This is a genomic window from Bianquea renquensis (genome assembly GCF_014384895.1).
Taxonomy (GTDB): Bacteria; Bacillota; Clostridia; order Lachnospirales; family Bianqueaceae; genus Bianquea; species Bianquea renquensis.
In genome coordinates, this window is record NZ_JACRSQ010000008.1 from 50,385 (window position 1) to 73,733 (window position 23,349).

The 23,349-nt window shown below is 50.7% G+C and carries 23 protein-coding genes and 1 tRNA gene; 19 read left to right on the forward strand and 5 right to left on the reverse strand.

Annotation, left to right across the window (positions count from 1 at the left end; all coding sequences use genetic code 11):
• The first annotated feature begins 43 nt into the window (after nt 1-43).
• The 4 genes from H8730_RS17855 (at nt 44) to H8730_RS07075 (ending at nt 4,871) form a co-directional block, all read left to right on the forward strand.
• The gene (locus tag H8730_RS17855; protein ID WP_177714700.1) at nt 44-1,318 is read left to right on the forward strand and encodes a peptidoglycan DD-metalloendopeptidase family protein; all 1,275 of its coding nucleotides are present in this window, start codon (nt 44-46) and stop codon (nt 1,316-1,318) included.
• Between the two features lie 284 nt (nt 1,319-1,602).
• A complete protein-coding gene (locus H8730_RS07065) occupies nt 1,603-2,838 on the forward strand; it encodes a S41 family peptidase (protein WP_177719574.1) in 1,236 nt (411 codons plus the stop codon).
• A 14-nt stretch (nt 2,839-2,852) separates the two neighbouring features.
• Nucleotides 2,853-3,731 carry a hypothetical protein gene (locus H8730_RS07070; RefSeq protein WP_177719575.1) on the forward strand — a complete coding sequence of 293 codons (879 nt, stop codon included), beginning with the start codon at nt 2,853-2,855 and terminating at the stop codon, nt 3,729-3,731.
• A 168-nt stretch (nt 3,732-3,899) separates the two neighbouring features.
• Nucleotides 3,900-4,871, forward strand: a complete 972-nt coding sequence (locus H8730_RS07075) for an LCP family glycopolymer transferase (RefSeq protein ID WP_177719576.1) — start codon at nt 3,900-3,902, stop codon at nt 4,869-4,871.
• Here H8730_RS07075 and H8730_RS07080 read toward each other — a convergent pair.
• Nucleotides 4,868-5,680, reverse strand: a complete 813-nt coding sequence (locus H8730_RS07080; RefSeq protein ID WP_249289598.1) for a L,D-transpeptidase family protein — start codon at nt 5,678-5,680, stop codon at nt 4,868-4,870. The genes H8730_RS07075 and H8730_RS07080 overlap by 4 nt on opposite strands.
• A 53-nt stretch (nt 5,681-5,733) precedes the next feature.
• Between H8730_RS07080 and H8730_RS07085 the strand changes: the two genes are divergently transcribed.
• Genes H8730_RS07085 through H8730_RS07100 form a run of 4 tightly spaced genes read left to right on the forward strand, consistent with a single transcriptional unit; the run spans nt 5,734 to nt 10,095 of the window.
• The gene (locus H8730_RS07085; protein WP_177719577.1) at nt 5,734-7,632 is read left to right on the forward strand and encodes a B12-binding domain-containing radical SAM protein; all 1,899 of its coding nucleotides are present in this window, start codon (nt 5,734-5,736) and stop codon (nt 7,630-7,632) included.
• On the forward strand, nt 7,568-8,218 hold the full coding sequence (gene nth / locus H8730_RS07090; RefSeq protein ID WP_177719578.1) for an endonuclease III: 651 nt from the start codon (nt 7,568-7,570) through the stop codon (nt 8,216-8,218). The genes H8730_RS07085 and nth overlap by 65 nt, the downstream gene beginning before the upstream one ends.
• A gap of 3 nt (nt 8,219-8,221) precedes the next feature.
• Nucleotides 8,222-9,505, forward strand: a complete 1,284-nt coding sequence (locus tag H8730_RS07095; protein WP_177719579.1) for a M18 family aminopeptidase — start codon at nt 8,222-8,224, stop codon at nt 9,503-9,505.
• A 50-nt stretch (nt 9,506-9,555) separates the two neighbouring features.
• Nucleotides 9,556-10,095: a DUF6106 family protein gene (locus H8730_RS07100; RefSeq protein ID WP_177719580.1), complete on the forward strand. Its 540-nt coding sequence runs from the start codon at nt 9,556-9,558 to the stop codon at nt 10,093-10,095.
• A 359-nt stretch (nt 10,096-10,454) separates the two neighbouring features.
• Here H8730_RS07100 and H8730_RS07105 read toward each other — a convergent pair whose 3' ends face one another.
• The 3 genes from H8730_RS07105 to H8730_RS07115 all read right to left on the reverse strand — a co-directional run bounded on the left by H8730_RS07105 (nt 10,455) and on the right by H8730_RS07115 (nt 11,587).
• Nucleotides 10,455-10,961: a hypothetical protein gene (locus tag H8730_RS07105; RefSeq protein ID WP_249289599.1), complete on the reverse strand. Its 507-nt coding sequence runs from the start codon at nt 10,959-10,961 to the stop codon at nt 10,455-10,457.
• Between the two features lie 92 nt (nt 10,962-11,053).
• Nucleotides 11,054-11,284: a hypothetical protein gene (locus H8730_RS07110; RefSeq protein WP_249289600.1), complete on the reverse strand. Its 231-nt coding sequence runs from the start codon at nt 11,282-11,284 to the stop codon at nt 11,054-11,056.
• A gap of 39 nt (nt 11,285-11,323) precedes the next feature.
• On the reverse strand, nt 11,324-11,587 hold the full coding sequence (locus tag H8730_RS07115; RefSeq protein WP_249289601.1) for a hypothetical protein: 264 nt from the start codon (nt 11,585-11,587) through the stop codon (nt 11,324-11,326).
• Nucleotides 11,588-12,156: 569 nt separating this feature from the next.
• Here H8730_RS07115 and H8730_RS07120 point away from each other — a divergent pair.
• From H8730_RS07120 to H8730_RS07150, 7 genes are read left to right on the forward strand one after another with little or no spacing between them, the layout of a single operon-like run.
• Nucleotides 12,157-13,068, forward strand: coding sequence for a phosphate ABC transporter substrate-binding protein (locus tag H8730_RS07120; RefSeq protein WP_249289602.1), 912 nt, complete (start codon nt 12,157-12,159; stop codon nt 13,066-13,068).
• A 23-nt stretch (nt 13,069-13,091) separates the two neighbouring features.
• Nucleotides 13,092-14,000 carry a phosphate ABC transporter permease subunit PstC gene (gene pstC, locus H8730_RS07125; RefSeq protein ID WP_177719498.1) on the forward strand — a complete coding sequence of 303 codons (909 nt, stop codon included), beginning with the start codon at nt 13,092-13,094 and terminating at the stop codon, nt 13,998-14,000.
• Complete coding sequence (gene pstA, locus H8730_RS07130) at nt 13,987-15,078, forward strand: phosphate ABC transporter permease PstA (RefSeq protein ID WP_249289603.1); 1,092 nt, start codon at nt 13,987-13,989, stop codon at nt 15,076-15,078. Before pstC ends, pstA begins: the two co-directional genes overlap by 14 nt.
• Nucleotides 15,079-15,105: 27 nt before the next feature.
• Nucleotides 15,106-15,855, forward strand: coding sequence for a phosphate ABC transporter ATP-binding protein PstB (gene pstB, locus H8730_RS07135; protein WP_177719499.1), 750 nt, complete (start codon nt 15,106-15,108; stop codon nt 15,853-15,855).
• 3 nt (nt 15,856-15,858) lie between these two features.
• The gene (gene phoU, locus H8730_RS07140) at nt 15,859-16,542 is read left to right on the forward strand and encodes a phosphate signaling complex protein PhoU (protein ID WP_177719500.1); all 684 of its coding nucleotides are present in this window, start codon (nt 15,859-15,861) and stop codon (nt 16,540-16,542) included.
• A 39-nt stretch (nt 16,543-16,581) separates the two neighbouring features.
• Nucleotides 16,582-17,295 (forward strand): response regulator, encoded by a 714-nt coding sequence (locus tag H8730_RS07145; RefSeq protein ID WP_177719501.1) that lies wholly within the window; start codon nt 16,582-16,584, stop codon nt 17,293-17,295.
• 24 nt (nt 17,296-17,319) lie between these two features.
• Nucleotides 17,320-19,101, forward strand: a complete 1,782-nt coding sequence (locus H8730_RS07150; protein ID WP_177719502.1) for an ATP-binding protein — start codon at nt 17,320-17,322, stop codon at nt 19,099-19,101.
• Nucleotides 19,102-19,141: 40 nt separating this feature from the next.
• Here the strand turns inward: H8730_RS07150 and H8730_RS07155 are convergent, their stop codons facing one another.
• Nucleotides 19,142-20,293: a uroporphyrinogen decarboxylase family protein gene (locus H8730_RS07155; RefSeq protein ID WP_249289604.1), complete on the reverse strand. Its 1,152-nt coding sequence runs from the start codon at nt 20,291-20,293 to the stop codon at nt 19,142-19,144.
• 231 nt (nt 20,294-20,524) lie between these two features.
• Here H8730_RS07155 and H8730_RS07160 point away from each other — a divergent pair, with 231 nt between their 5' ends.
• From H8730_RS07160 to H8730_RS07175, 4 genes are all read left to right on the forward strand, one after another.
• On the forward strand, nt 20,525-21,385 hold the full coding sequence (locus tag H8730_RS07160) for an AraC family transcriptional regulator (protein ID WP_177719023.1): 861 nt from the start codon (nt 20,525-20,527) through the stop codon (nt 21,383-21,385).
• Between the two features lie 38 nt (nt 21,386-21,423).
• Nucleotides 21,424-21,505 (forward strand) — tRNA-Tyr (locus tag H8730_RS07165).
• A gap of 230 nt (nt 21,506-21,735) precedes the next feature.
• The gene (locus H8730_RS07170) at nt 21,736-22,026 is read left to right on the forward strand and encodes a hypothetical protein (RefSeq protein ID WP_177719024.1); all 291 of its coding nucleotides are present in this window, start codon (nt 21,736-21,738) and stop codon (nt 22,024-22,026) included.
• Nucleotides 22,027-22,167: 141 nt separating this feature from the next.
• A complete protein-coding gene (locus tag H8730_RS07175) occupies nt 22,168-23,298 on the forward strand; it encodes a hypothetical protein (RefSeq protein ID WP_177719025.1) in 1,131 nt (376 codons plus the stop codon).
• The last annotated feature ends 51 nt before the right edge of the window (nt 23,299-23,349 follow it).

The following is a 23,349-nucleotide window of genomic DNA, read 5'->3' on the forward strand; positions in this document are numbered from 1 at the left end:
GCGGAATGAGTGGGCATTGTAAACGAAAGTGGAGGGACACAACGTGAAAAAAAGACTACGATCCTTTGCCACCCTTGGTATTGTGGCACTTCTGTTGGCGGTTATCGCGCTGTCACCGGTTTTAGCTGATGAAGTGGATGATCTAAAAGGACAGCAGAGCGACATCCAGAATGAGCAGGAGAATACCCAGGATCAGTTAGCGAAGACGCAGCAGAAGATTGACGAAGTCAATGCGACAGTACAAAAGCTTGATGAACAGATTGTGGAATATAGCATGGAGATCGACCGGCTGACGCAGGAGATTACCGATCAGGAAGCGCTCCTGGTTAAGACGCAGGAGGAGCTGGAAGAGGCGAAGAAGGAAGAGACACGATATTATGCCGCTCTGAAACAGCGGATTCAGATGATGTATGAGACTGGCGATGTGAACTACATAGAGGTCTTGCTTCGCGCAGAGAGTGTGTCCGATTTCTTTACCCGCATGGAATACACGAAACAGCTGGTGGAATACGACCGCAGCATTATGGACAATCTTGTGGAATCCAGAGAGGCGGTTGAGGAGAAGGAAACCCTGATCGAGGAGACGAAGGCAGGGCTTGAGGCTGATAAGCAGGAACAGGAAGTGCAGAAAGCCAATCTGGAAGCATCCAAGGAACAGAAGTCGGTAGAACTCTCTTCCTTAAAGAAAAATGAGGACGAGCTCACTGCATACATAGCCGAATTGGACAAGCAGGAGGCTGAGATTGAGGCGCAGATTAAAGCGGCGGAGGAAGAACTGCGGCGCCAAGAGGAAGAGCGGAAGCGTCAAGAGGAGGAAGAGAGGAGGCGCCAAGAAGAGGAGGAGCGGCGCCGGCAAGAAGAACAAAATAGCTCGAGCCAGCCCCAGGAACCAAGCACTGAGGAGCCAAGCGGCGGGGGAACTACATCGAACAGCACGCTGTCATGGCCGCTTCCTGGATATACCCGCGTCTCCTCTGGATATGGGGATCGAGAACATCCCATCTATGGAGGACAGCGCTTCCACACGGGTCTGGATATTCCGGCTCCTCAAGGGACGAGCATCAAGGCGGCGGCGGGGGGAACGGTTATCACATCCCAGTACAACAGAAGCTACGGGTACTATGTGGTCATCAGCCACGGAAATGGGCTATCAACTCTGTATGCCCACTGCTCGCAGCTGTTCGTCTCCGTTGGGGATACGGTGTCGCAGGGAGAGACCATAGCAGCGGTTGGCAGTACGGGAGATTCAACGGGAAATCATCTCCATTTTGAGGTGCGGGTCAACGGATCTCATACGAATCCCTGGAACTACGTATAAGAGCATGGATACCGGGGCAACCGCCTTCTGAAAAAAACACCCGCAGGGTGTTTTTTTCATCTGGGAAAACCGCCGCAAGGCGGACATAATCTAAAGTTTGCGGAACGCAAACTTTTTCATCCAAAAGGAAAAACCGCCGCAAGGCGGATATAATCTAAAGTTTGCGGAACGCAAACTTTTTCATGGAACAGGGCATAATGAATACCATGGTTGAATAGCCTGTAAGAAAGAGAACGTACCGATCAACGGAATGTTCGCGATTTGATGGAAATGGGAGGCGCGGCATGTTTTGGAATAAAGAGAATCGAGAGGATACAAAATCATTTATCTCCGGATTTGTGTGTGGGCTTTTGCTTATGGGGGCTGTTGTATTTGGGGTATTCGCATATACGCACAGTTATCTGTTGACGGCGATGAAATCCGATGGCTTGACGGTAAAGCAAGCACTTCAGCTGGTCAAGAAAGCGGATGCCATTGTGCGGACACTGGATAGCTTGTATTTAGGGGAATATGACACGGAGGCGCTTCTGGACGGGGCGTACGAAGGTATGGCGGAGGCGGTTGGCGATCCCTACACGCGGTATTACACACAAGAACAGTATGAAAAATTTCAGGTAAGCACCACAGGGACCTACGGGGGACTTGGCGTCACCATCGTAAAAAATGACGCAACTGGGCGAATCCGCGTAGTAAGCGTCTATGAAGGCGGTCCGAGCGAGGCTGCTGGGGTACAGCAAGGCGATGAGTTTATGAAAGTGGAGGGGGAGGATGTGACCGGTCTAACGACAGATGAGTTGGCGGCCAAATTAAAAGGGCCCATCGATACGGCGGTGACAATCACCTTCTATCGCCCGGCAACGGATTCGGAAGTGGAGATTGAGATCACACGCAAGAAAATAGAAGTGCCCACTGTCGAGCATGAGATGTTGGAGGATGGCGTCGGGTACATTGCCATCTCAAGCTTTGATGAGATCACGCCCAACCAATTCGATGCAGCGTTGGAAGAACTACGAGGGCAAGGCTTGCGAGGTCTGATCCTTGACCTTCGGGACAACCTGGGGGGACGAGTCGACGCTGTTGAAAAAATTGCGGATGCTCTGCTTCCGGAGGGGATCATAACCTACACCGTGGACAAAAACGGAGAGAAGATAACATACAATTCTGACGCAGAACATTCCCTGGGACTTCCACTGACGGTGTTAGTCAATGAAAATTCAGCCAGCGCCTCTGAGATTTTAGCCGGCGCCATTCAGGATCACGGTGTTGGGACCCTGGTTGGCACAAGAACCTACGGCAAAGGGCTGGTACAGCGGACAGTGCCCTTTCAGGATGACACAGCACTAAAAGTTACCATGGCCAAATACTATACCCCCAATGGCAACTACATCCACGGTGTCGGAATTGAGCCGGACATCGTGATCGATCTGCCTACCGGCGTCAGCTATCAGTCTCTGGCATCTCACCAGGAGGATATCCAATTTCTGACAGCCTATGAGGCGCTACAGACCATGCTGGATTAAGCTGGAGAGATGGGATGGATTTAAGTCAGATCCTGTACCTTTGTCTCCATGGAGCGGCGAAGAATTGTTTGAACCCTATATTTTGGATTGCAGTCTTAGTCTGCTGGCAGCTATATAGAAAAAATGGCGCGAGCGCAGCATTCGCCCGCCGAATCACACTGTACTCCGCCTTGGAGGGGGTGGTGGCTGGACTTGTGGCCGTGTCCGTCATGGTCGTGCTCGGCCTGTCGATTCAACCGGGGATCTATCTGATCCTCCTATTTCCTGTCGCCCTTCTGCTCTCCCTAATTCATCCTCGATTTCTCTGCTTTTCCTACAGTGCCGCCCTTATAACCGCAGTATCGCGGATTCTGCATCCCTGGCTGAATTTGCAGGCAGATGCCGCGGGCCTGATGGCCGTCATTGCCGTGTTACATTTTATGGAGGCGATTTTGGTTCTAGTAGGCGGAGACCGTCAAAAGCAGGCGATCCTGGCAGAAACCGATTTAGGACTTCGTCCAGGATGGAGCATGAATCGCTACTGGCCTGTGTCGCTGGGCTTGCTGCTTGTGACGGCAAGCGGAATGAAGGCGGCGCGGATGCCAGAGTGGTGGCCGCTGCTGGCGGGAGGGGAAAGTCTAATCTACGGATTGTTACCCATGACCGCCATGTTAGGCTATTCCAATCTTGCGGTGAAGCACTCTCCCAGGATGAAATGCCTGCGGAGCGGGGGAAAGCTTGTGGCGTACGGTGGAATTCTACTGTTGCTAAGCTTGTGGCAAAATGGAAACAGCATAAGGGAGGGAGTGGGACTTCTCTTTCAGGTGCTAGGACACGAGTGGATTCTCCAATCCGAAGAACGCGCAGAAAAAAATTTGGCTGCACCGCTGTTAAAGCGGATTCAGGGCAGATGAGAGAAGAAATATTTGATTTTTACATAAGAGTATGATATACTGGACGAAATACGATGGAACATGATTTCGCCGCGGACCAATCAGGCATTTGATTCGCCAGATCCGCGGCGTATTTACGGGTGTGCCGACGGGCACATGTCCATACAGATTCAGGTAAGGAGAATGTCGATGAGCAAAAAGATGTCCAAGAAAAAGAAGAAAAAAGTCTTGATTATATCCTGTTTTTCCGTTATCATGCTCTGCATAGTTGGGGTTGGGGGCATGGTGTTAAAGGCCATGATTGATGTCAATACTGCAATGGGCACTATGTACGCGCCTGTCAAAACGGACAACCTTCGAGTGGATTCAGGTGACTCAGGTGAGATCACCCATGATGATTTGATCAAGGCTCAAAAACCATTTTCTGTTCTGTTGCTGGGTACCGATACGGGGGATTTTGGCAGGACAGAGACAAGAGGGCGGAGCGATACGATTATCGTCTGCACCATCAATCCGGGGGAAGGCTCCGTGAAAATGTTGAGCATTCCCAGAGATACCAGGACAGAAATTGTGGGTAGAGGGACGATGGACAAGATCAACCATGCCTACGCCTTTGGCGGCGCTGAGATGAGCATCAACACCGTGCAGAAATTCCTGGGGATCCCCATTGACGCCTATGCGGTTGTGAATTTTGCGGGATTTCAGAAGATCGTGGATGCGGTTGGGGGGATCACCGTCGAGAATACACTGGACTTTTCCATTGACGGATATTCTTTCACAAAAGGAACTACGGAGCTGGACGGGGCCAGAGCTTTGGCGTACTGTAGGATGCGCTACGATGATCCCAATGGAGATTTTGGCCGCAGCGAGAGACAGCGGCAAGTCATTGTTGCCATCGCCAAAAAGGCCTTGTCCTTCAACAGCGTGGCCAACTATAAGCAGATTCTCGATTCCGTGGCCGACAGCGTCCTGACCGACATGGACTTTGAAACGCTGCTGAGCCTGGCTACCAATTACAGCCAGTGCGTGAATAATGTGACCCAACTTCCGACGCTCAAGGGACAGGGGACGAAGATCGATGGGATCTACTATTATATCGCGGACGAAGCGGCTCTGGCGGAGACGGTAGCTGAGCTGAAGGCCCATCTGGAGATTGATTAGGGCAGGAGGCTTTGATCAAATATACTCTCGGCGGGATGGATAATCACCATCGTCCCGTCTGGGACCATACGATACAACCATTCGGCATCTTTGTCAAGCAAACGGATACATCCGTGGCTGGCAGGGGCGCCGATTTTATCTTCCTCAGCCTTGATGATGTTGCCATCTTCATCCCGGGGTACACTGTGAAACAGGTATTGTTTGTGGATGCGAATCCAATAGCGGGCGCCTTCCTGAAAACGGGGAGAGTAGAAGTCGTCCCCTCTTTCCTGAAGTGTAAACGTCCCCATGATAGTGGGGGATTCTTCCGTCCCGCCGGAGCAAGGCATGACGCGGCTGAGATTTCCATTGGTCCAGATCCGAACTTCCTGAACGTCGCTCAGCAGAACTTCAACCCAAAGACTGGGCATCGGGGAAGAGAGGGTCGAAAAATTACTACTCACAGTATATGTATGGCCATCGGCATTGCGGATGGTTCCCTCTAGCCGGTAGGACGTTCCAGGGGAGAGAAGGTCGTACGGATAGAAGCGCACGCTGTCCTCGTCCAGCTGTGTTTCACCATCGATCTTCACTCCGTCCCCATCTTGCAGCGTCAGGGTCGCGCCTTTGGCCGGAGATGTTGTCACAATCTGCAAAATTGGATAGAGCAGCACATCGTTTGTCCCATCTGCTGGAAGGATGCTCGGGGAATCAGAGGAGGGCTTTGTCGTGGCGGGAAGGCTCTGCGTCCAGGGAAATACCTGGTAGGCTATGATACAAAATGTCAGTAAAATGAGCCAGGAAAGAAGTTTTTTCGCTCTTGAAACCATAATGTCCTCCGTCAGCAGGCTTTTCTTTTATTGTATGACGGAGAATAAGAAATATGACCGATCCAGTGGGACAGAGAATACGGGTCAAAGTTATCGAAAGGACCGAATCACAGATGAAGACATTGCTGGCCACGCTCAATGCGAAGTACACCCACACCTCCCTGGCGTTAAATTGTCTGTCCTCCTATGTCCGCAAGCGGGGGTGGGAGGTGGAGAGAGAAGAGTATACGATTAATCAGCCACGAGATGGGATCGTGCGGGAACTATGTCTGAAATCGCCGGATATCTTGGGTATGTCCCTCTATATATGGAACATTGAAAAGAGTCTTTCGATTTTGTCGGATATACACCTCCTTCTGCCGGAGACCATCTTAATACTGGGAGGGCCAGAAGCGTCCGATGGTTTGCTGGAATCCTTGCCGGAAACCTTGCAGTCCTGTGCCATTCTTGTGAGGGGAGAGGGGGAGGAATCTCTATGCCAGGTTTTAAAGGCGCTGGACCTGCCATCGGGCTGCCGCGACGGAGGAGCGTGGTCGAGGGAAGCGCTGGATGGCTTGAAGTCTGTGGCAGGAATCAGCTTTTTTTGTAAAGGAAGTCTGATCCACATGCCAGAGCAGGCGCCTTTAGCGCTAGACTCTCTCTCGTTTCCCTATGGGAAAGAGGAATTGACGGCGCAGAAGGATGGAAAAATCTTCTACTATGAGGCGTCCCGCGGATGCCCTTTCCGATGCGGATATTGTTTGTCATCCCTGGAAAAGACGCTCCGCTATAAGCCCCTCGCCATGGTGCTGGAGGAATTGTCCGTCTTTTTGGAAGCAGGCGTTCGGCAAGTAAAGTTCGTCGACCGAACGTTCAATTGTGACAAAGCCTTCGCAATGGGGATCTGGAAGTTCTTAATCGAGAAGGATAATCATACGACAAATTTCCATTTTGAAGCGTCGGCGGATCTCCTGGATGAGGATATGTTGAATTTGCTAGAACAAGCGCGCCCCGGCCTCTTTCAGCTGGAAATCGGTATTCAGTCAACCAAGAAAGAGACGCTGGAGGCTGTAAACCGGCACACCAATGTGGCGCAGGCGTTCAAGGCGATCCGCAGGATTTTAGAGGCAGGAAATATTCATGTGCATCTGGATCTGATCGCAGGGCTGCCGCTGGAGGGGTATGAGGATTTTCAGCGCTCTTTCAATGATGTGTATGCCCTTGGGCCGCATCAGTTGCAGTTAGGTTTTTTAAAGCTTCTTCGCGGAACCATGTTGGAAAGAGAAAAGGGGCGATGGGGATTGAAAGCTAGCGCCGCCGCTCCCTATGAAGTTTTGGAGACGGATTCCATGCCGTTTGCGGATTTCTGCCGGCTCAAAAATGTGGAAGAGATGGTGGAAGGATACTACAATCGGGGACAGTTCCGATATTCTCTGGCTTGGGCGCAGACAGTTTTCCCTACCGCTTTTGCCCTCTATGAAGCGCTGGGACAGTATTGGAGAGAGCGGATCGAGGGGAGCAGGCAGGTTCGCTTCACCGAGTATTACACGATTTTCCGGGAGTGCATGGCGGACTACATGTCAGATGGGCAGAGAACCCGTCTGGACTGGCTGTTGAAGTTGGACCTGTACTGCCGGGATAAGGCTAAGAGCCTGCCGGATTGGATGGCGGGGCTTGACGTAAACAAAACCTATGAGGAAGAAATCCGGCGTTTCTACCGGCGATTGCCGTGCCCGGACGGCTCTCCAAGTCCCGTGAGACCATCGGACCCCCGCACGCATCTGGAGATTCTGCCCTTTGACCCGTCAGGGCAAGGGGAAAGGGCGGTTGTGTTGCTGCTGTACCGCCAGCGTGACCTCTGGGGTAACGCTCGGCAAGTTTGGATACCATGGAAGGAGTTTATAGACGATGACAAAGAAAACGGAGCGTATTCTTCAAGGGCTGCGAGAGGCATACCCAGACGTGCGCTGTGAGCTGAATTTTGAGACGCCCTTACAGCTTCTGACAGCGACAGTCCTCTCCGCCCAGACCACGGACCGGCAGGTCAATAAAGTGACAGAAGTTCTGTTCCGGGATTGCCCAGGACTGGAAGCATTGTTGGCTTTGTCGGAGGAAGAGATTGCCCAATATATCCACACCCTGGGATTCTATAATACGAAGGCTAGGAACCTGTTTAGGCTATTTCGGCAGCTGGCGGATCAATTTGGGGGAGAAGTTCCAAGGACCATGGAAGAGTTGACCACTCTTCCGGGGGTTGGCAGAAAGACTGCCAACGTGGTCATGTCCAACGCCTTCGGCATACCGGCCATTGCGGTGGATACCCATGTATTTCGGGTCTCGAACCGAATTGGGCTGGCCAATGCCACAACGGTTGAGGAGACGGAAAAGCAACTGCAAAAGGCGATCCGTAAGGATCTGTGGTCTTTAAGCCATCACCTTTTGATTTTTCATGGGAGGCGCTGTTGTAGTGCGAGAGGACCAAAATGTGAGGAATGTGGTATTTCGCAGGACTGCCGGCAACGGCAGGACGAGATGACGGGAAGAGGAGAGGAGCGGTAGTCGATGCATTCATTGATGAATTTTTTACAGGGATCCCCCAATGCCATGTTTGCAGTTCACAATATGGCGAAGCAGCTGCTGGACGGCGGGTACGAAGAATTGCCGTTGCGGGGAGCATGGACGGTCCACTGGGGAGGTCGGTATTTCGTTAGAATTAATGATTCTGCGCTGATCGCCTTTGCTTTGCCGGAACAGATGCCCGATGAGGACTGTCCCTTTTATCGGATTATATCCGCGCACACGGATCAACCATGCCTGCGAATCAAGCCCTCCCCTCAGATGAAGGTGCAGGGGTATGGTAAGTTGAACGCCGAAGTCTATGGAGGGCCGATTTATTCCACCTGGTTGGATCGCCCCTTATCTCTGGCTGGGCGGTTGACCCTGCGGAGCAAAGACCCCTTTTACCCAGAAGTGCGGCTCATCGATTTTCAGGAGCCAATTCTGATTATTCCCAATATGGCGATCCATCTCAATCGCGAGGTCAACAGCGGTTACGCATTGAATCCTCAGGTGGATCTGCTTCCGGTGGGAGCCTGTGTATCAGAATTGGAGACGGAATCGGATTTCTTTTGGGATGCTGTCAAGTCTCAGTTTGGAATTTCGCCGGCCCAAATTCTCGACTTTGATCTCTTTACCTATGTGACGGAGCCGCCACAGCTAGTGGGATTTGAGAGAGAGTTTCTATCGGCGTCCAGGCTGGATGATCTATCCCTTGTCTGGGCTGGAGTGTCTGCGCTTATGGAGGCGACGCCTCAAACGGGGGTTAATGTACTGGCGGCCCTGGATCATGAGGAAGTGGGCAGCCGGACGCCTCAAGGAGCCGCATCAGCTATGTTCGGGATGATCATGGAAAAAATGTCGGCGGCTCTGGGGAGAATTCGGACAGAGTATATGGACGACTTGGTGGGCTCCTTTATGATCTCGGCGGATGTGGCCCATGCGGTCCATCCCAACCATCCAGAGAAACATGACCCTGTCTGCCGCCCGGTTCTCAATGGTGGGCCGGTCATCAAGCTGGCGGCGGGGCAAAGCTATATGACCCAGAGCAACGAGTATGCAGTCTATCAGTCGATCTGTGAGGATTTGCACATTCCAGTGCAGAAATTTGTCAACCGTTCCGATATGCGGGGCGGCTCCACTCTAGGGCCTGTCATGGCAGCCAATTTTCCGTGTCGCATTCTGGATATGGGGATTCCCATACTATCTATGCATTCGGCACGGGAACTGATGGGCGTGCAAGACTTCAAATTTACAAAAAGTTCATTTATAGGGTTTTACAACCTCTAGAAAGTGTGCTACAATAAAAGAAATGACGTCCTACAGAAAGGGAGAACGAAATGGATAATACATTTATTGAACAGATGGTGAAACAGGAAAATAAGTCGAAAAATATTCTCATAAAAATTGGACTCATCGTGTTGGCCATTGTGCTCAGTATCGCAGGGCTTTTTATTCTTAAGACCTTCTTCCCCGTCGTCTTTGTTGTCATTTGTTTTGGCACGTGGTTTTTGATCCGCCGAATCGATAAGGAATATGAGTATATTTATACCGATGGTAATTTGGATATCGATTGTATCTATCACCGCAGCATGCGGAAGAGAATGGTATCGCTGGACTGCAAATTGTTCCAAATCATTGCCCGGGCGGATGAGCCGCAGTATCAGGCGAAGTTCAATGCGAAATATGATAAGGTCTTGAACGCGGGCAGCGGCGCCGTCAATTCCAAGACATTTATCGGGATCGCAAAGAAGGATGAGAAGACTTTGAAGTTGATCTTTGAGCCAGACGAGCGAATTTTAGAAAGTATGAAGAAGTATATACCTCGAACGCTAGTCTGGAAAAAACCCATTTCTGACAGCCTGAAAGACGTCCGGTAGAGCTGGAGCACGACAGTAACGAGGGTGTCCTAAAAGTATGAATTCAAGCGTTCATACATTTGGGACACCTTTTTGAGTCTTTCTGTACATGAGAATTGGTCTTTACTAGAGGGAAAATACAACAGTATCCGCCAACTCCTGGAGGAGTATGAGAGGGAACAGGAAAATAGCAGCTACGGCAGCAGTGAACGTCTGAAAGCGGCTTCCCGTAAACGGAACAGTGGGCACAGCGTATTTCCCAGTGCTATATAATGCAGTGGCTGAATGCTCAATAGAGGGCATTCAGCCCAGTCATTACCATAGAAGATCAGTGTTTACAGATTTTATCCACACTCTTGACGGACGATGCTCTAGATGCATCAGTCATTGTGAATCGATAGATTTTGTCTACGATACGGGAGTCTATACCGACATGTCCTTTGCTTCCAGTTGCCGCGTCGGCTGGCTCGCCATATCTGGTGGAGAGTTGGGTTGCCATTGCACGCCGGAGGCGATCGAAGCAGGCAAGCCCCGGCGTGCATTTTTCTACCGGTTGTCACACAGGATCGCACCCCTCCGCCATAAACGGGGGGATTTGGGTTGCTGTTGCACGCCGGGGACGGTCGAAGCAGGCAAGCCCCGGCGTGCATTTTTCTACCGGTTGCCACACAGGATCGCACATCCCCGCCATAACCGGGGGAGAGTTGGATTACCATTGCACGCCGGAGGCGTTCAAAATAGGCAAGCCCCGGCGTGCATTTTTCTACCGGTTGCCATACAGGATCGCACCCCCCGCCATAACCGGAGGAGATATGGATTGCTATTGCACGCCGGAGGCGTTCAAAATAGGCAAGCCCCGGCGTGCATTTTTCTACCGGTCGCCACACAGGATCACACATCCCCGCCATAACCGGAGGAGAATTGGATTGCTGTTGCACGCCGGAGGCGTTCAAAACAGGCAAGCCCGGCGTGCATTTTTTTACCGGTTGTTACATAGGGTCGCCCCCCTGCCATAACCGGAAGAGAATTGGATTGCTATTGCACGCCGGAGGCGTTCAAAATAGGCAAGCCCCGGCGTGCATTTTTCTACCGGTTGCCATACAGGATCGCACCCCCCGCCATAACCGGGGGAGATATGGATTGTCATTGCACGCCGGAGGCGTTCAAAATAGGCAAGCCCCGGCGTGCATTTTTCTGCCGGTTGCCACACAGGATCGCACATCCCCGCCATAACCGGGGGAGAGTTGGATTACCATTGCACGCCGGAGGCGTTCAAAATAGGCAAGCCCGGCGTGCATTTTTCTACCGGTTGCCATACAGGATCGCACCCCCCGCCATAACCGGAGGAGATATGGATTGCTATTGCACGCCGAAGGCGGTCAAAGCAGGCAAGCCCCGGCGTGCATTTTTCTACCGGTTGCCATACAGGATCGCACCCCCCGCCATAACTGGAAGAAATATGGATTGTCATTGCACGCCGGAGGCGGTCGAAGCAGGCAAGCCCGGCGTGCATTTTCTACCGGTCGCCACACAGGATCGCACACCCCCGCCATAACCGGGGGAGATATGGATTGCCATTGCACGCCGGAGAGGGTCGAAGCAGGCAAGCCCGGCGTGCATTTTTCTACCGGTTGTCACATAGGGTCGCACCCCTCGCCATAACCGGAAGAGAATTGGATTGCCATTGCACGCCGGAGAGGGTCGAAGCAGGCAAGCCCGGCGTGCATTTTTCTACCGGCTGCCACACCCCGCCTCCTCCGGCACAAGACTGCTTGCAATCATCCATTATATCATTAATAGAGCATTGGCAAGCTAATCCCAACAATGCTATCTAGCTAAGGAAATAAAAGTTTTCCACAAAGAAGCGGATGTCACTTCCTATGAATTCATACTTTTGGGCTCCCCTCGTTTTTCATATGCAGACCTGGTCCTAAAGGCGGCCATAAGGGGACTTGATATAAGCTTTCGGAATGCGAACTTTTTTACATAGACTTTACATAGACATGATACTCGTTTTACATTCAGGTGCTATGATGATATCCGTAAAAGAAAAGCAATCAATCTATATTGGAGGAATTGACAATGAAAAAAATAATGGCGTGTGCCATGATTCTGACGCTGTCCCTATCATTGATGGCATGTGGTGGAAACGGGGACAATAGCAGTCAGGCGAATAGCAGCAAACAAGAAAACAGTAGCAAACAGGAAGAGAGCAGCCAGGAAACCAGCGGCCAGGAAACCAGCAGCACAACGGCGAAGATCACTGGAACAGCAACAGGAAGCGGGTCCACGTCGGTAGAACCCATCATACAGCAGCTTAAGGATGAATTTGAGGCGAAGAATCCAGGGACCACCATTGAATATGAGGGAAACAGCTCTGGCTCTGGAATTACGGCGGCCAACGAGAACGTCAGCATGTTCGGATGCGCCTCCCGAGAATTGAAGGAGGAGGAGAAAGCCTTCGGCATGACGGTGGAAACCTTTGCCTATGATGGAATTGCCGCTATCGTTCACCCGGACAACACGGTTTCCGACATTTCCATGGAGGATCTCAAAAAGATTTACACCGGCGAAGTCACCAATTGGAAGGAACTCGGCGGAAATGACGCCCCCATCGTCGTCGTATCCAGAGAAAATGGATCTGGAACAAAATCAGCCTTTGAAGAGCTAGTGGGCTTTGAGGATGCCCTTGTCTCCGACGCCACCATTGCAGAGGGAAATGGCAATGTGCAGTCCACAGTGGCCAGCAATCCCAACGCCATTGGCTATGTATCCTTTACCTACATTGACGAGACAGTAAAAGCCCTGACAGTGGAGGGCGTGGAGGCAACGGACGCGAATGTAAAAAACAGCACATACAAGATTTCTCGTCCCTTCCTGATCTTCTGGCATGAGGAAAATATGAATGAGGTGGCGAAAGCCTTCGTCGAGTTTATGATGAGTGCGGAAGGACAGGCCATCGTCGCGGAAAAAGCAATCCCCGTAACGGACTAAGGGACGGAGGAGAGGAGGAAGAAATGGGTCAGCAGCATCGAAATGAAAAGATTGCCAAAATCTTCTTCCTTATTACAGGGTTAATCGCGGTTGCAAGCGTTCTGCTCATTACATTCTTCGTATTTTTTCAGGGCTTGCAGCCCTTTTTCCCATTTAATAAGGAAGGGCGGTATAGTTTTTGGAAATTCATCAGTGGCCTCCAGTGGAAACCCAATGATGAGGTGGCAAAAGCCTCCTATGGGATTTTATACATGATCGTGGGTTCCCTATTTTCCACTTTAGGAGCTGTCATTTTGGCGGTCCCCATTGGCATTTTAACAGCCGTGTACATAGCGGAGTTAGCGCCTCGATTTGTGGTCAAAATCTTGCAGCCGGCGGTGGAGCTTTTGTCGGGGATTCCCTCCGTTTTATTTGGCGTGTTCGGATTAGGATTTATCGTTCCCATCATTATGAAGACATCTCCATATGCCAGGGGACAATCCTTGCTGGCGGTTATTCTTGTCTTGGCGGTCATGATTCTGCCCATTATCGTGTCTCTGTCGGTAACAGCGTTGCAGGCTGTGCCCCATGCGTACCGCGAAGGGTCTTACGCTCTGGGGGCATCCAAAATCCATACGATTTTTCATCTTGTCATTCCCGCAGCGAGGTCCGGTTTGTTGGCGGGGATCGTGCTGGGGACTGGCCGTGGAATCGGGGAGACGATGGCAGTCATGATGGTGGCGGGAAATTCGGGGGGAGGGATCCCCACATCCCTCTGGCAGCAGATCCGTCCACTGACGGTCAATATTGCCATGGAGATGGGGTATTCCAGTGGCCTGCACCAGGAAATGCTGTTTGCAACGGCCGTCATCCTATTCTTGTTTATTTTCGGGATTAACCTGATTCTGACCAAAATTACAGCGAAATTGGGTGATGTGGATGTCAAATTTTAAAATCAAAAATCGAGTGAAGGACGGAGCGCTGCGCGGGCTAATCTATCTGTGTACCGGTCTGACTGTTGGAAGTCTTCTTCTCATACTGGGCTATATCTTTGTAAAAGGTGTGCCGGGACTGAGCGTGGACTTTTTCATCCGAGACTTCAATGATAAGACAGCCTATGTGACATTGCAGGAGACGGACGACCTGGGGGTGCAGGTAGAGGCGAGGGACGATGGATTTTATATTACCTCCATGGAGAAAGGCTCACCCTTCGCCTCGGCGGTGAATCAAAACGGAGACCGCCAGAAGTTGACGAAGGGAGATCAGATTGTTTCCATTGGAGACACAAAGCTGACAGCAGAGAACTGTGGGGATTTGAACGCCTTACTGCCGGACACGGGGCAGGTTCAGGCGAAGGTAGTCAGGGTAGGAGGCGGGATCTTTCCTTTGCTGGTGACAACGCTGATGATCATAGGCCTTTCCCTGCTCATTGCCCTGCCCATCGGCATTTCCGCCGCCGTCTATTTGAATGAATATGCCAAACCGGGAAAGATACTGCGCAGCATCCGGTTCTGCATTGAAATCTTGGCAGGGATTCCATCCATCATCTATGGCCTCTTTGGAATGCTGCTATTCGTGCGGTTTATGGGGATGGGTTTTTCCGTTCTTGCTGGAGCGTGTACAGTGGCGATTATTCTGCTGCCCACGATTATCCGGACGACGGAGGAAACGCTCAAGACGGTCCCTGAGAGCTACAGGGAAGGCTCCTTGGGGCTGGGGGCGACGAAGATACAGACGATCGTAAAGATTGTGATTCCCGCCTCCGCGCCGGGCATTTTGACGGCTGTGATTCTCTGTATCGGGCGGATTATCGGGGAATCGGCGGCATTGCTTTTCACATCCGGGACACAGGCAAGAATTCCAGGAAATCTGTTGGAGTCCGGGGCATCGCTTACGGTGCAAGCCTATCTTGCGGCGAAAGAAAAGGGGGACCTTTCCATGGCCTGTTCCATCGGTGTGGTGGTCATCCTCGTTGTGATCCTGCTCAACTTTTTATCCCGAAAAGTCGGAAAACTCATGACAAAGTTCTGAGAGTCTTGTATAATGGAGAGGTATAGCATGGATAAATTTATTGTGGAGTCAATGAATTTTTATTATGGCGATTTTCATGCTCTAAAAAATATTAATATGAAGCTGGCTGGCAATCGGATTACAGCGTTTATTGGGCCGTCGGGTTGTGGAAAGTCCACCTTTTTAAAGACTCTCAATCGCATGAATGATCTGGTGGAGGGAAGCCGTGTGGAGGGGACGATTCTTCTCGACGGGGACGATATCTATCGAGAGATGGATCTCATCGATCTGCGAACAAAGGTGGGCATGGTCTTCCAGAAACCCAACCCCTTTCCCATGAGCATTTACGATAATATTGCCTACGGCCCTCGCGTCCACGGGATCAAGAAGAAGGCGGAGCTGGACGCATTGGTGGAGACGAGCCTCCGACAGGCGGCCATCTGGGAGGAAGTGAAGGACGACCTAAAGAAAAGCGCGCTGAGTCTATCTGGCGGACAGCAGCAGCGTTTATGCATCGCCCGGGCGTTGGCGACGAAACCGGAAGTTCTGCTCATGGATGAGCCCACCTCTGCGCTGGACCCCATCTCTACGTTGAAGATTGAGGATCTCATTCTGGAGCTGAAGCAGGAGTATACAATCCTGATTGTGACGCACAATATGCAGCAGGCAGCCAGAGTATCGGATTATACAGCCTTTTTCTTGTTGGGGGATGTGGTCGAGTACGGCGATACGGAGACGCTGTTTAGCACTCCGGCCAACAAGAAGACGGAAGACTACATTACAGGCAGGTTCGGATAATAGGTGGAGAAGAAGGGAGCGGGCAGTGACATGAATCTGCGGATCGAATATCGGGAAGAAATGAAGGGCCTTCAGAAGGATATCGCGCGAATGGGAGCGATCATCGAAAAGGCGCTGGATAATGTGATGAAAGCCATGGTCAGTCAGGACGAGGAGCTGGCACGGCAGACCATAACCATGGATGACGACGTGGACGCCATGGAGGCGAGCATCGAGAAGCGCTGCATTCACTTGCTCCTGCGACAGTCGCCGGCGGCAGGAGAACTGCGCGACGTGCTTTCCATTTTAAAGATCATTACGGATCTGGAGCGGATTGGCGATCACTGTGAGGACATCTGCGAATGGATCTTGAAGATCAACCCTCCCATGTTGCCTTCCAGTGTGAAGCAATTGCCGGAGATTGCACAGAAGGTTAAGGAGATGCTCAAGGCCACCATCGATAGTTTTGTCGAGCGGGACGCGGCCAAAGCCATGGAGGTATGCCGCTGGGACGACGCAGTGGATGAGCTGTACGATCAGTTGATTCTGGACCAGGAGAAGGAGATGCGGGAAAAGCCTGAATATGTGCATAACGGCGTTGTCATGATCTCCATCGCCAAATATCTGGAGAGGATGGCGGATCATGCCACCAACATATGCGAGTGGATTCTGTACGATGTAACAGGCAGACATGAGATCTACAATTAAATATAAAAAAATGACCGCAGCAAGCCGGGAGGGAGCCCATTGGAGTTTACAAACATTTTAGTGGTGGATGATGAGGAAAACATTTTAGAATTGCTCATCTATAATCTAGAAAAGAATGGATACCATGTGTATTCCAGCGATACAGGGGAAAAAGCACTGCAAATTTTGAATGAATACAGCATTGACCTGGCGGTCTTGGATCTGATGCTGCCTGGGATCGATGGCCTGGAAATATTAAAATATATTCGCGGAAATGAAAGATTAAAGGATCTCCCTGTCATCCTATTGACGGCTAAAAACGAAGAGGTCCATAAAGTGATTGGGCTGGAGCTGGGAGCAGACGACTATATGGGGAAGCCCTTTGGGGTGAGCGAGCTACTTGCGCGAATCAAAGCTCTTCTCCGGCGAATTCATTTAGATCGGGATTATAACAAAACAGGCGACAGCCAGGAAGAGAAGATTCACGTTCGCGATCTGGTTATCAATAAATCGACACATCAAATTATCCGCGATTCCAAAGTGATGGATATGCCGCTGAAGGAATTTCAGCTTTTATATTTGTTGGCTTCCAATCCGGAACGAGTCTTTACGCGGGATTATCTTTTGGAAAAGCTGTGGGGATACGACTATATCGGAGAGACGCGTACGGTTGATGTACACATTCGCAATATACGGAAAAAGTTAGAGACAGAAGGCTACGGCGCCTATATAAAGACCATCCGTGGCCTTGGCTATAAATTTATTCGGGAATAAACGTACTATAAAGGATGTGGGGGAATGAGGCGAAAGCTGCTGGTATCCTATATCATGCTGGTGATATGCCTGCTCAGCGTCAGCACATTAGCGTTTTACAGCAAAACCCAGGAGCTATACATGGATACGCTGGCGGCTGATATGGAGAAGCAGGGAGAACTGTTGATCAGAATCCTTCAGGAGGAAAGCCCCTCTGAGTCTGGGCTGCAAGACCTGGTGCGGGATTATGGGGATCTTCTGGACTGCCGGATCACCATCATCGCTGGGGACGGCCGGGTGATGGCGGATTCTCTGGAGGACCCCCAGAGAATGGAAAATCACGGGGATCGGGAGGAAGTCAAACTTGCGTTGGAGGGAAAGACGGGAAGTAGCCTGCGCGAATCAACAGTTCAAGGGGAACAGCTATACTATTATGCGCTTCCCTTTACCGATCAGGGAGAGAACCGTGCCCTGCGCTTTTCTGTCTCGACCAGCGCGGTCAAGGGGCTGGGGCTGCAATATATGGCAGTCGGCATTGTGATCATGGCCGTGGGTGTCGTCATTTCCATTTTCCTGTATATAATATTCATCCGGCATTTGACGGAACCTCTTCAAGAGCTGATGCAGAGCGCGCAGCAAATTACAGATGGGGATTACGGCGTGACGATCCGCAATTATTCGGAAGAAGAGTATGCCAAGGTGAGCCAGGCATTTCAGCATATGCTTAGGGAGCTAAATCGGAATCTCCAGGACCTGAGAGAGCGAAATCTGGAGCTGGAAGCTGTGCTCAACAGCGATATCAATGGAATCCTAGCGTTGGATCTCTCCGGCAATGTCATACTGTACAATGAACAGGTGAAAGATTTATTGTCCATCTCCAGCGAATCGCTCCAGGGAAAGAGCTTATACCAGCTTGTTCGCCATGATGACCTGTATCGTGTGGCGGAGCACGCCATGGCAAAACAGCAATTTCGCAGGGTAGACGCAGAATTCGAGCAAAACGGCAGCCGGCGGATCTATCGGATCTACGCCAATCCCATCCGCCCACGCGATTCGAAGGAGTCCATTGGACTTCTCATGGTGATCGAGGATATTACCAATGTCATCCGCCTGGAAAATGTCCGGAAGGATTTTGTGTCCAACGTAACCCATGAGCTAAAGACGCCTCTCACCTCGATTCGGGGATTCATTGATACCCTGAAACAGGGGGCGGTGGAGGATAGGGCTGTGGCCTACCGATTTCTTGACATCATCGAGATGGAATCGGATCGTTTGTACCGGTTGATTCAGGATATTCTGTATCTGTCGGAGATTGAAAATCGACCGGGGGAGGAGGAAGCGCTGGAGGAGGTTTCCGTGGAGGAGATCGCAGCCCAAGTGCTGGAAGTGCTGGACAGCAAGATCAGCCAGAAGAATCTGGATATTTTCTGGGAGGTTCAACAGGACGTGAAGGTTCGGTGTGAGCCGGATAAGCTGAAACAGCTGCTCATGAATCTGGTGGATAACGCCGTCAAATATACGGAAGAGGGCTCGATTACCATACGGGCCTGGAAAGCACAGGGAAATAGTATGATCCAGGTGCAGGACACGGGGATTGGAATCGCCAAGGAGCATCTGGAGCGGATCTTTGAGAGATTCTACCGCGTGGATAAGGGGCGGTCCAGAAAAATGGGGGGCACTGGCTTAGGCCTATCCATTGCAAAGCATGTGGTGGAGCGATATGGTGGAGAGTTGCAGGTCAGCAGCGAGGTAGGGAAAGGAAGCTCATTTACGGCTCGATTCCCCGCTCCGGTCGATGAGAATAAAAAACCGTCGGATTCCAAATAAAAAAGTCCGCCGTGAGGCGGACTAATTTCACATGGCAGGATCAGGCATACTCCAGCATCCGTTTGCGATAATGCAGATAGTTCTCAAAGCTGACTTCTTCAGGAACGCCGTGGTCACAGGTGGGAATATAGCCGCCCCTGCGTTTCATAGCGGGCATGATGCGCTCCACCTCCCGGTCGATGGCTTCCTTGCTGTGGGCTAGAATTCGCTTATCGAATCCACCGGAGATCAGAAGGTCCGGGTGTTCTCGGCCAGTGCGCACCACGTCGCAGCCGGAGGCTGCCTCAAAGGGCGCCAGCAAGTCCATCCCGATGCCGGCGTAAAGGTCGATGACATCATCCGAGCGTCCATCGGTGTCCAGCTCCACATGGAGCCTGCGGGATGGATCCAGCTGCCGGCGCTTCGTGTTTTGGATGAGCTGCTGGTAATAGGGAAATAGAAACTCTCGAATCATATCCTGGGAGATGAGGCTGCCATGGTTGTAGCAGATGTCCTCGTCGAAGGCAAGGGAGTCCAAAGTGACAAATTCTTGGTGCTTAGCGATGACCGCGTCAGCCAAATCGAACCAGGCCCGCATACAGGAATGAACCAGGTTGGGATTGTCGTAGAACATGTACAGGAGGCCGAGTGGCCCCATGAGGCTTCGCAGATACATATAGCCCCCTACCATGGTCTGGCATAGGACCTGTCCCTCGCCTGCGGCCTGTTGCGCTTTGGCCATATCCGCAGACAGCGACTCATAGCGCGCCGGAGCGGCGGGGTCCATCCGCCAGAGACAATTCTCCTCCCACGTTTTCTCATCTTTGACCGGGTGATCCAGGTATTCCGGCATAAAGCCATCCCGTCGATTCTTAAAGTACAGCACATGGCGTCCAGCCCAGTCCTGGACCACTTCATGCTCTCCGCGGTCTTCCAGAACCTTCACTTCAAAGGGAGGACAGAAGGCCGCTTCACATCCGCCCAGACCGCCCAGGTTAAACCGTCCAGGAGGATCAAAGCCAAAGAGAGCGTCAAGCTCTTCCTGGGTACAGGTTTCCTTGATATATCCTTCTCGCTTCCAGCGGTCGAGAACATAGTATCCAAATTCCTTCTGATAGATGCCGGCATCCGGCTTGTGCTCATAAAAATCCCGCATTTTTTTTGCGCCCGACGACATAGCGTTCCGGGGCACACAGGCATGGATTCCATCCATTAGACTCATACCTCCCTTGTTATCTGTGCTTTTGCGCCTCACGGCGGACCCTCTTATAGGATAAATAAGTTCGCTTTGCGAACTTTGGAAGAACCTTCGGTTCTTCGGAATTATGTCCGCCTCACGGCGGACCTTCTTATAGGAAAGAGTATATTGCCTTTTGGCGGTTTTCGCTATATAATGATGTTATAAAAATATGGAGATTTGTGAGATCCTGTGGAGGTGGACTCGATGGCGGAGCGATTGTTGAAAGAGGTCTATTTGCCGGATATTGCCCTTGGGGATAGCCGTGTATTATTCTGTGGCGTGGAGCAATGTATTCCGAGAACCGATACGCTGCCCCATATCCGTTCACATTTTCTTATGGTGTTTATCGTCTCCGGGAAGGGAATCTTTCGCAACCCCACGGCCACATACCATTTAGGGGCCGGTGCAACCTTTTGTGTATTTCCTGGCGAATTGGTGTTCTATAAGGAAGACGCGGAGGACCCTTGGACCTATTACTGGATAGGATTTAGTGGCGGAGAAGTCCTCCAGATACTCCATCGGGCATCCATCTCACCCCATCGGCCTGTCCATATTGCCAACGATATTCGAGAGTTGGAGGCGCTCTATGCGTCGGTTGTCTCCTACAGCACCCGTTTGGATTTTAGTGTCAAGTTGAAGATTCAGTCACTGCTGTATGATATCCTGTACCACTATGCGAGATCCGTAGCCAGCCCCGATGCGCTGGCGGCCATCAGCACCAATTGCTCCCAGCACATTGTCTGTGCTGTGGACTATATCAAGTCACATTATCAGACAGAATTGTCGGTTGCGGAAGTTGCCAGGGCCGTTGGCATTTCCCGCGAGTATTTTTGTATGCTTTTTAAACGGCAATTTTCGATCTCTCCGGTTCGGTACATACGAGAGTACCGGCTGAAAACGGCTTCCATGCTGCTGCTGACGACCCGGGATTCCATCGCGGTCATTGCAGAGAAGGTCGGCTTTCACGATTATAATTATTTCACCAATCAGTTTACGAGGCATTTCGGGGTCAGTCCCACTGGCTACCGGAAAGCGGGATTGGACATTAGCATAAAAAGCCCTTGACAAGGGATGCGACATGTGATACACTGTCGAATTGTACCGGGGGGATTCCCGAGTGGCCAAAGGGGACAGACTGTAAATCTGCTGGCAGTGCCTTCGGAGGTTCGAATCCTCCTCCCCCCATTTGTAAAAACATGTGTGAACTCAATTGCGCAGATGGCAGACACCTCTTTGGTGTCTTTATTTTCCCCTATAGAAAAGTCCGCCGTGAGGATACTCTATGTACAATGGTGGATATCAAGAATGATTAAAATGTACAGAAAGATGAATTAGAATCACAGTGTTGTGTTTTTTATTTTGGAATGCTATACTGTAGGAAAGATTCTATAGTTACGGAAGAGGGGGAATGGAAAATGCAAAAAGAGGAACTGATCCAAAAATTTAACGAATTGGGGATCGAGGATATGGCGGAAGTCACAGAGTTAAACGAACTGAGAGGCGATTTCATTAACTTAGAGTACAATCTGCCAAGTGGGCAGAGGATTAAGCTCTGGGACGATTCAAAGCTGTATTATGGGGCGGAGATTTGTAAGAAGAATAGTGAGCGCTGTTATGGATTGGCTGCTGACGATCGGTATCTTTTGGTTTGTGAATATGGAGATGGCGGGTCAGATGCCGAGATCGTTCTTTTAAAACGGCTATAAGCATAGCTTTGGCAGCTGTCGTCATAAGGGATAGCCCAAAATGGATGAGCCAGTCTGCTTTCTGTAGACTGGCCCGCTCTATTTTGGAGGCCGCCCTACGTCCTTATAGGCTACTAAAGAGAGTCCGAGGAGGAAATAGAGATGAAAAAGGCTCGAAAACTAATGGCGTTATGGCCCGCTCTAGCTCTGCTCTTTACCTCGTCTGCATGTTTTTTCCCATCCGATATGAGTTCGTCTCTTCCTGAAATCAACAACCCTTACGTAGCTGTAATTTCCGATGTTCAAACACATAGTTCCAACAGCGAGAACGTAAGGTATTCACAGCTTGAGAATCTTGACCAGGTAGACGCGGATATTCTCGTGATCGAGAAGCCCATATCGGAATTGGTTTCACGAAAATTTCAATTAAAAAATTTAGTGGATAGAGGAACAATGATCTATTTGGCGGAGCCTGGACTTGATCTTAACTCTGTGACAGGACTCTTCCCAGACGCTCCTTTAAAAAGTGTAGAAGATGAGGGCGTTGCTAAAAATACAGCCGTTTACATTACGAGAGAGAATGGTATGTATGTTTATGGGACGAACAGTGCATGTGAGGGAGTTAGCGTTGACCCAATTGAAGAGGCGGTTCATGCGTATTGGCAAGTCAGTGAAGCATCGAGGAGTCAATCGATTGTCCCTTGCGCATTACAAGAATATGTCACAGTCTTAAGCGGGAAAACTTTTACGGTGTACGATGGAAATCACCACCCGGAAAAACTTTATGCAAAAGTGACCCGCTCAGCCTTGATTGCTTGTGAAAAGAAGCTGACAAGCGGAGAATATATTTGGAGTGTAAAAAATTCGACAACGTGTACATCCCTTCACAACAGTGTGGTAATTGAAGGAACGGGTAGTTATATAAAAGTAGGATTCAATGCTCAAACGCTTGTGGACTACGCAGCGCTGCCGACAAATGCTGGAAACGGGAATGTCTCTGTCAATTTAAGCGCCAGTGGAATGCGCTTATTATGGTCGTTTCCACAATCTGGCCAGACGTATAAAAATCTATTATATAGCGATAATGCAGTGGAATGGTATGGAAAAGACGGATGTGAATATGGAGAAAATGCGTTTCTTAAACAAGACCCTGGAATACTAGCAATGACTCCTACAAAGAGCCTCAAGATTCAAATCCATGAGTATGGATTTGCTAGGCCCTTAGTTGTCGATCCCTATCATCCCCTTCATATAGAATCGCCGCACTGGCCGGTCACGTATACTCTAGGGTAACAGTGGTACTATAAAAACGCCTCCTGTTAAGTAAAAAGGAGAGTGGATCCA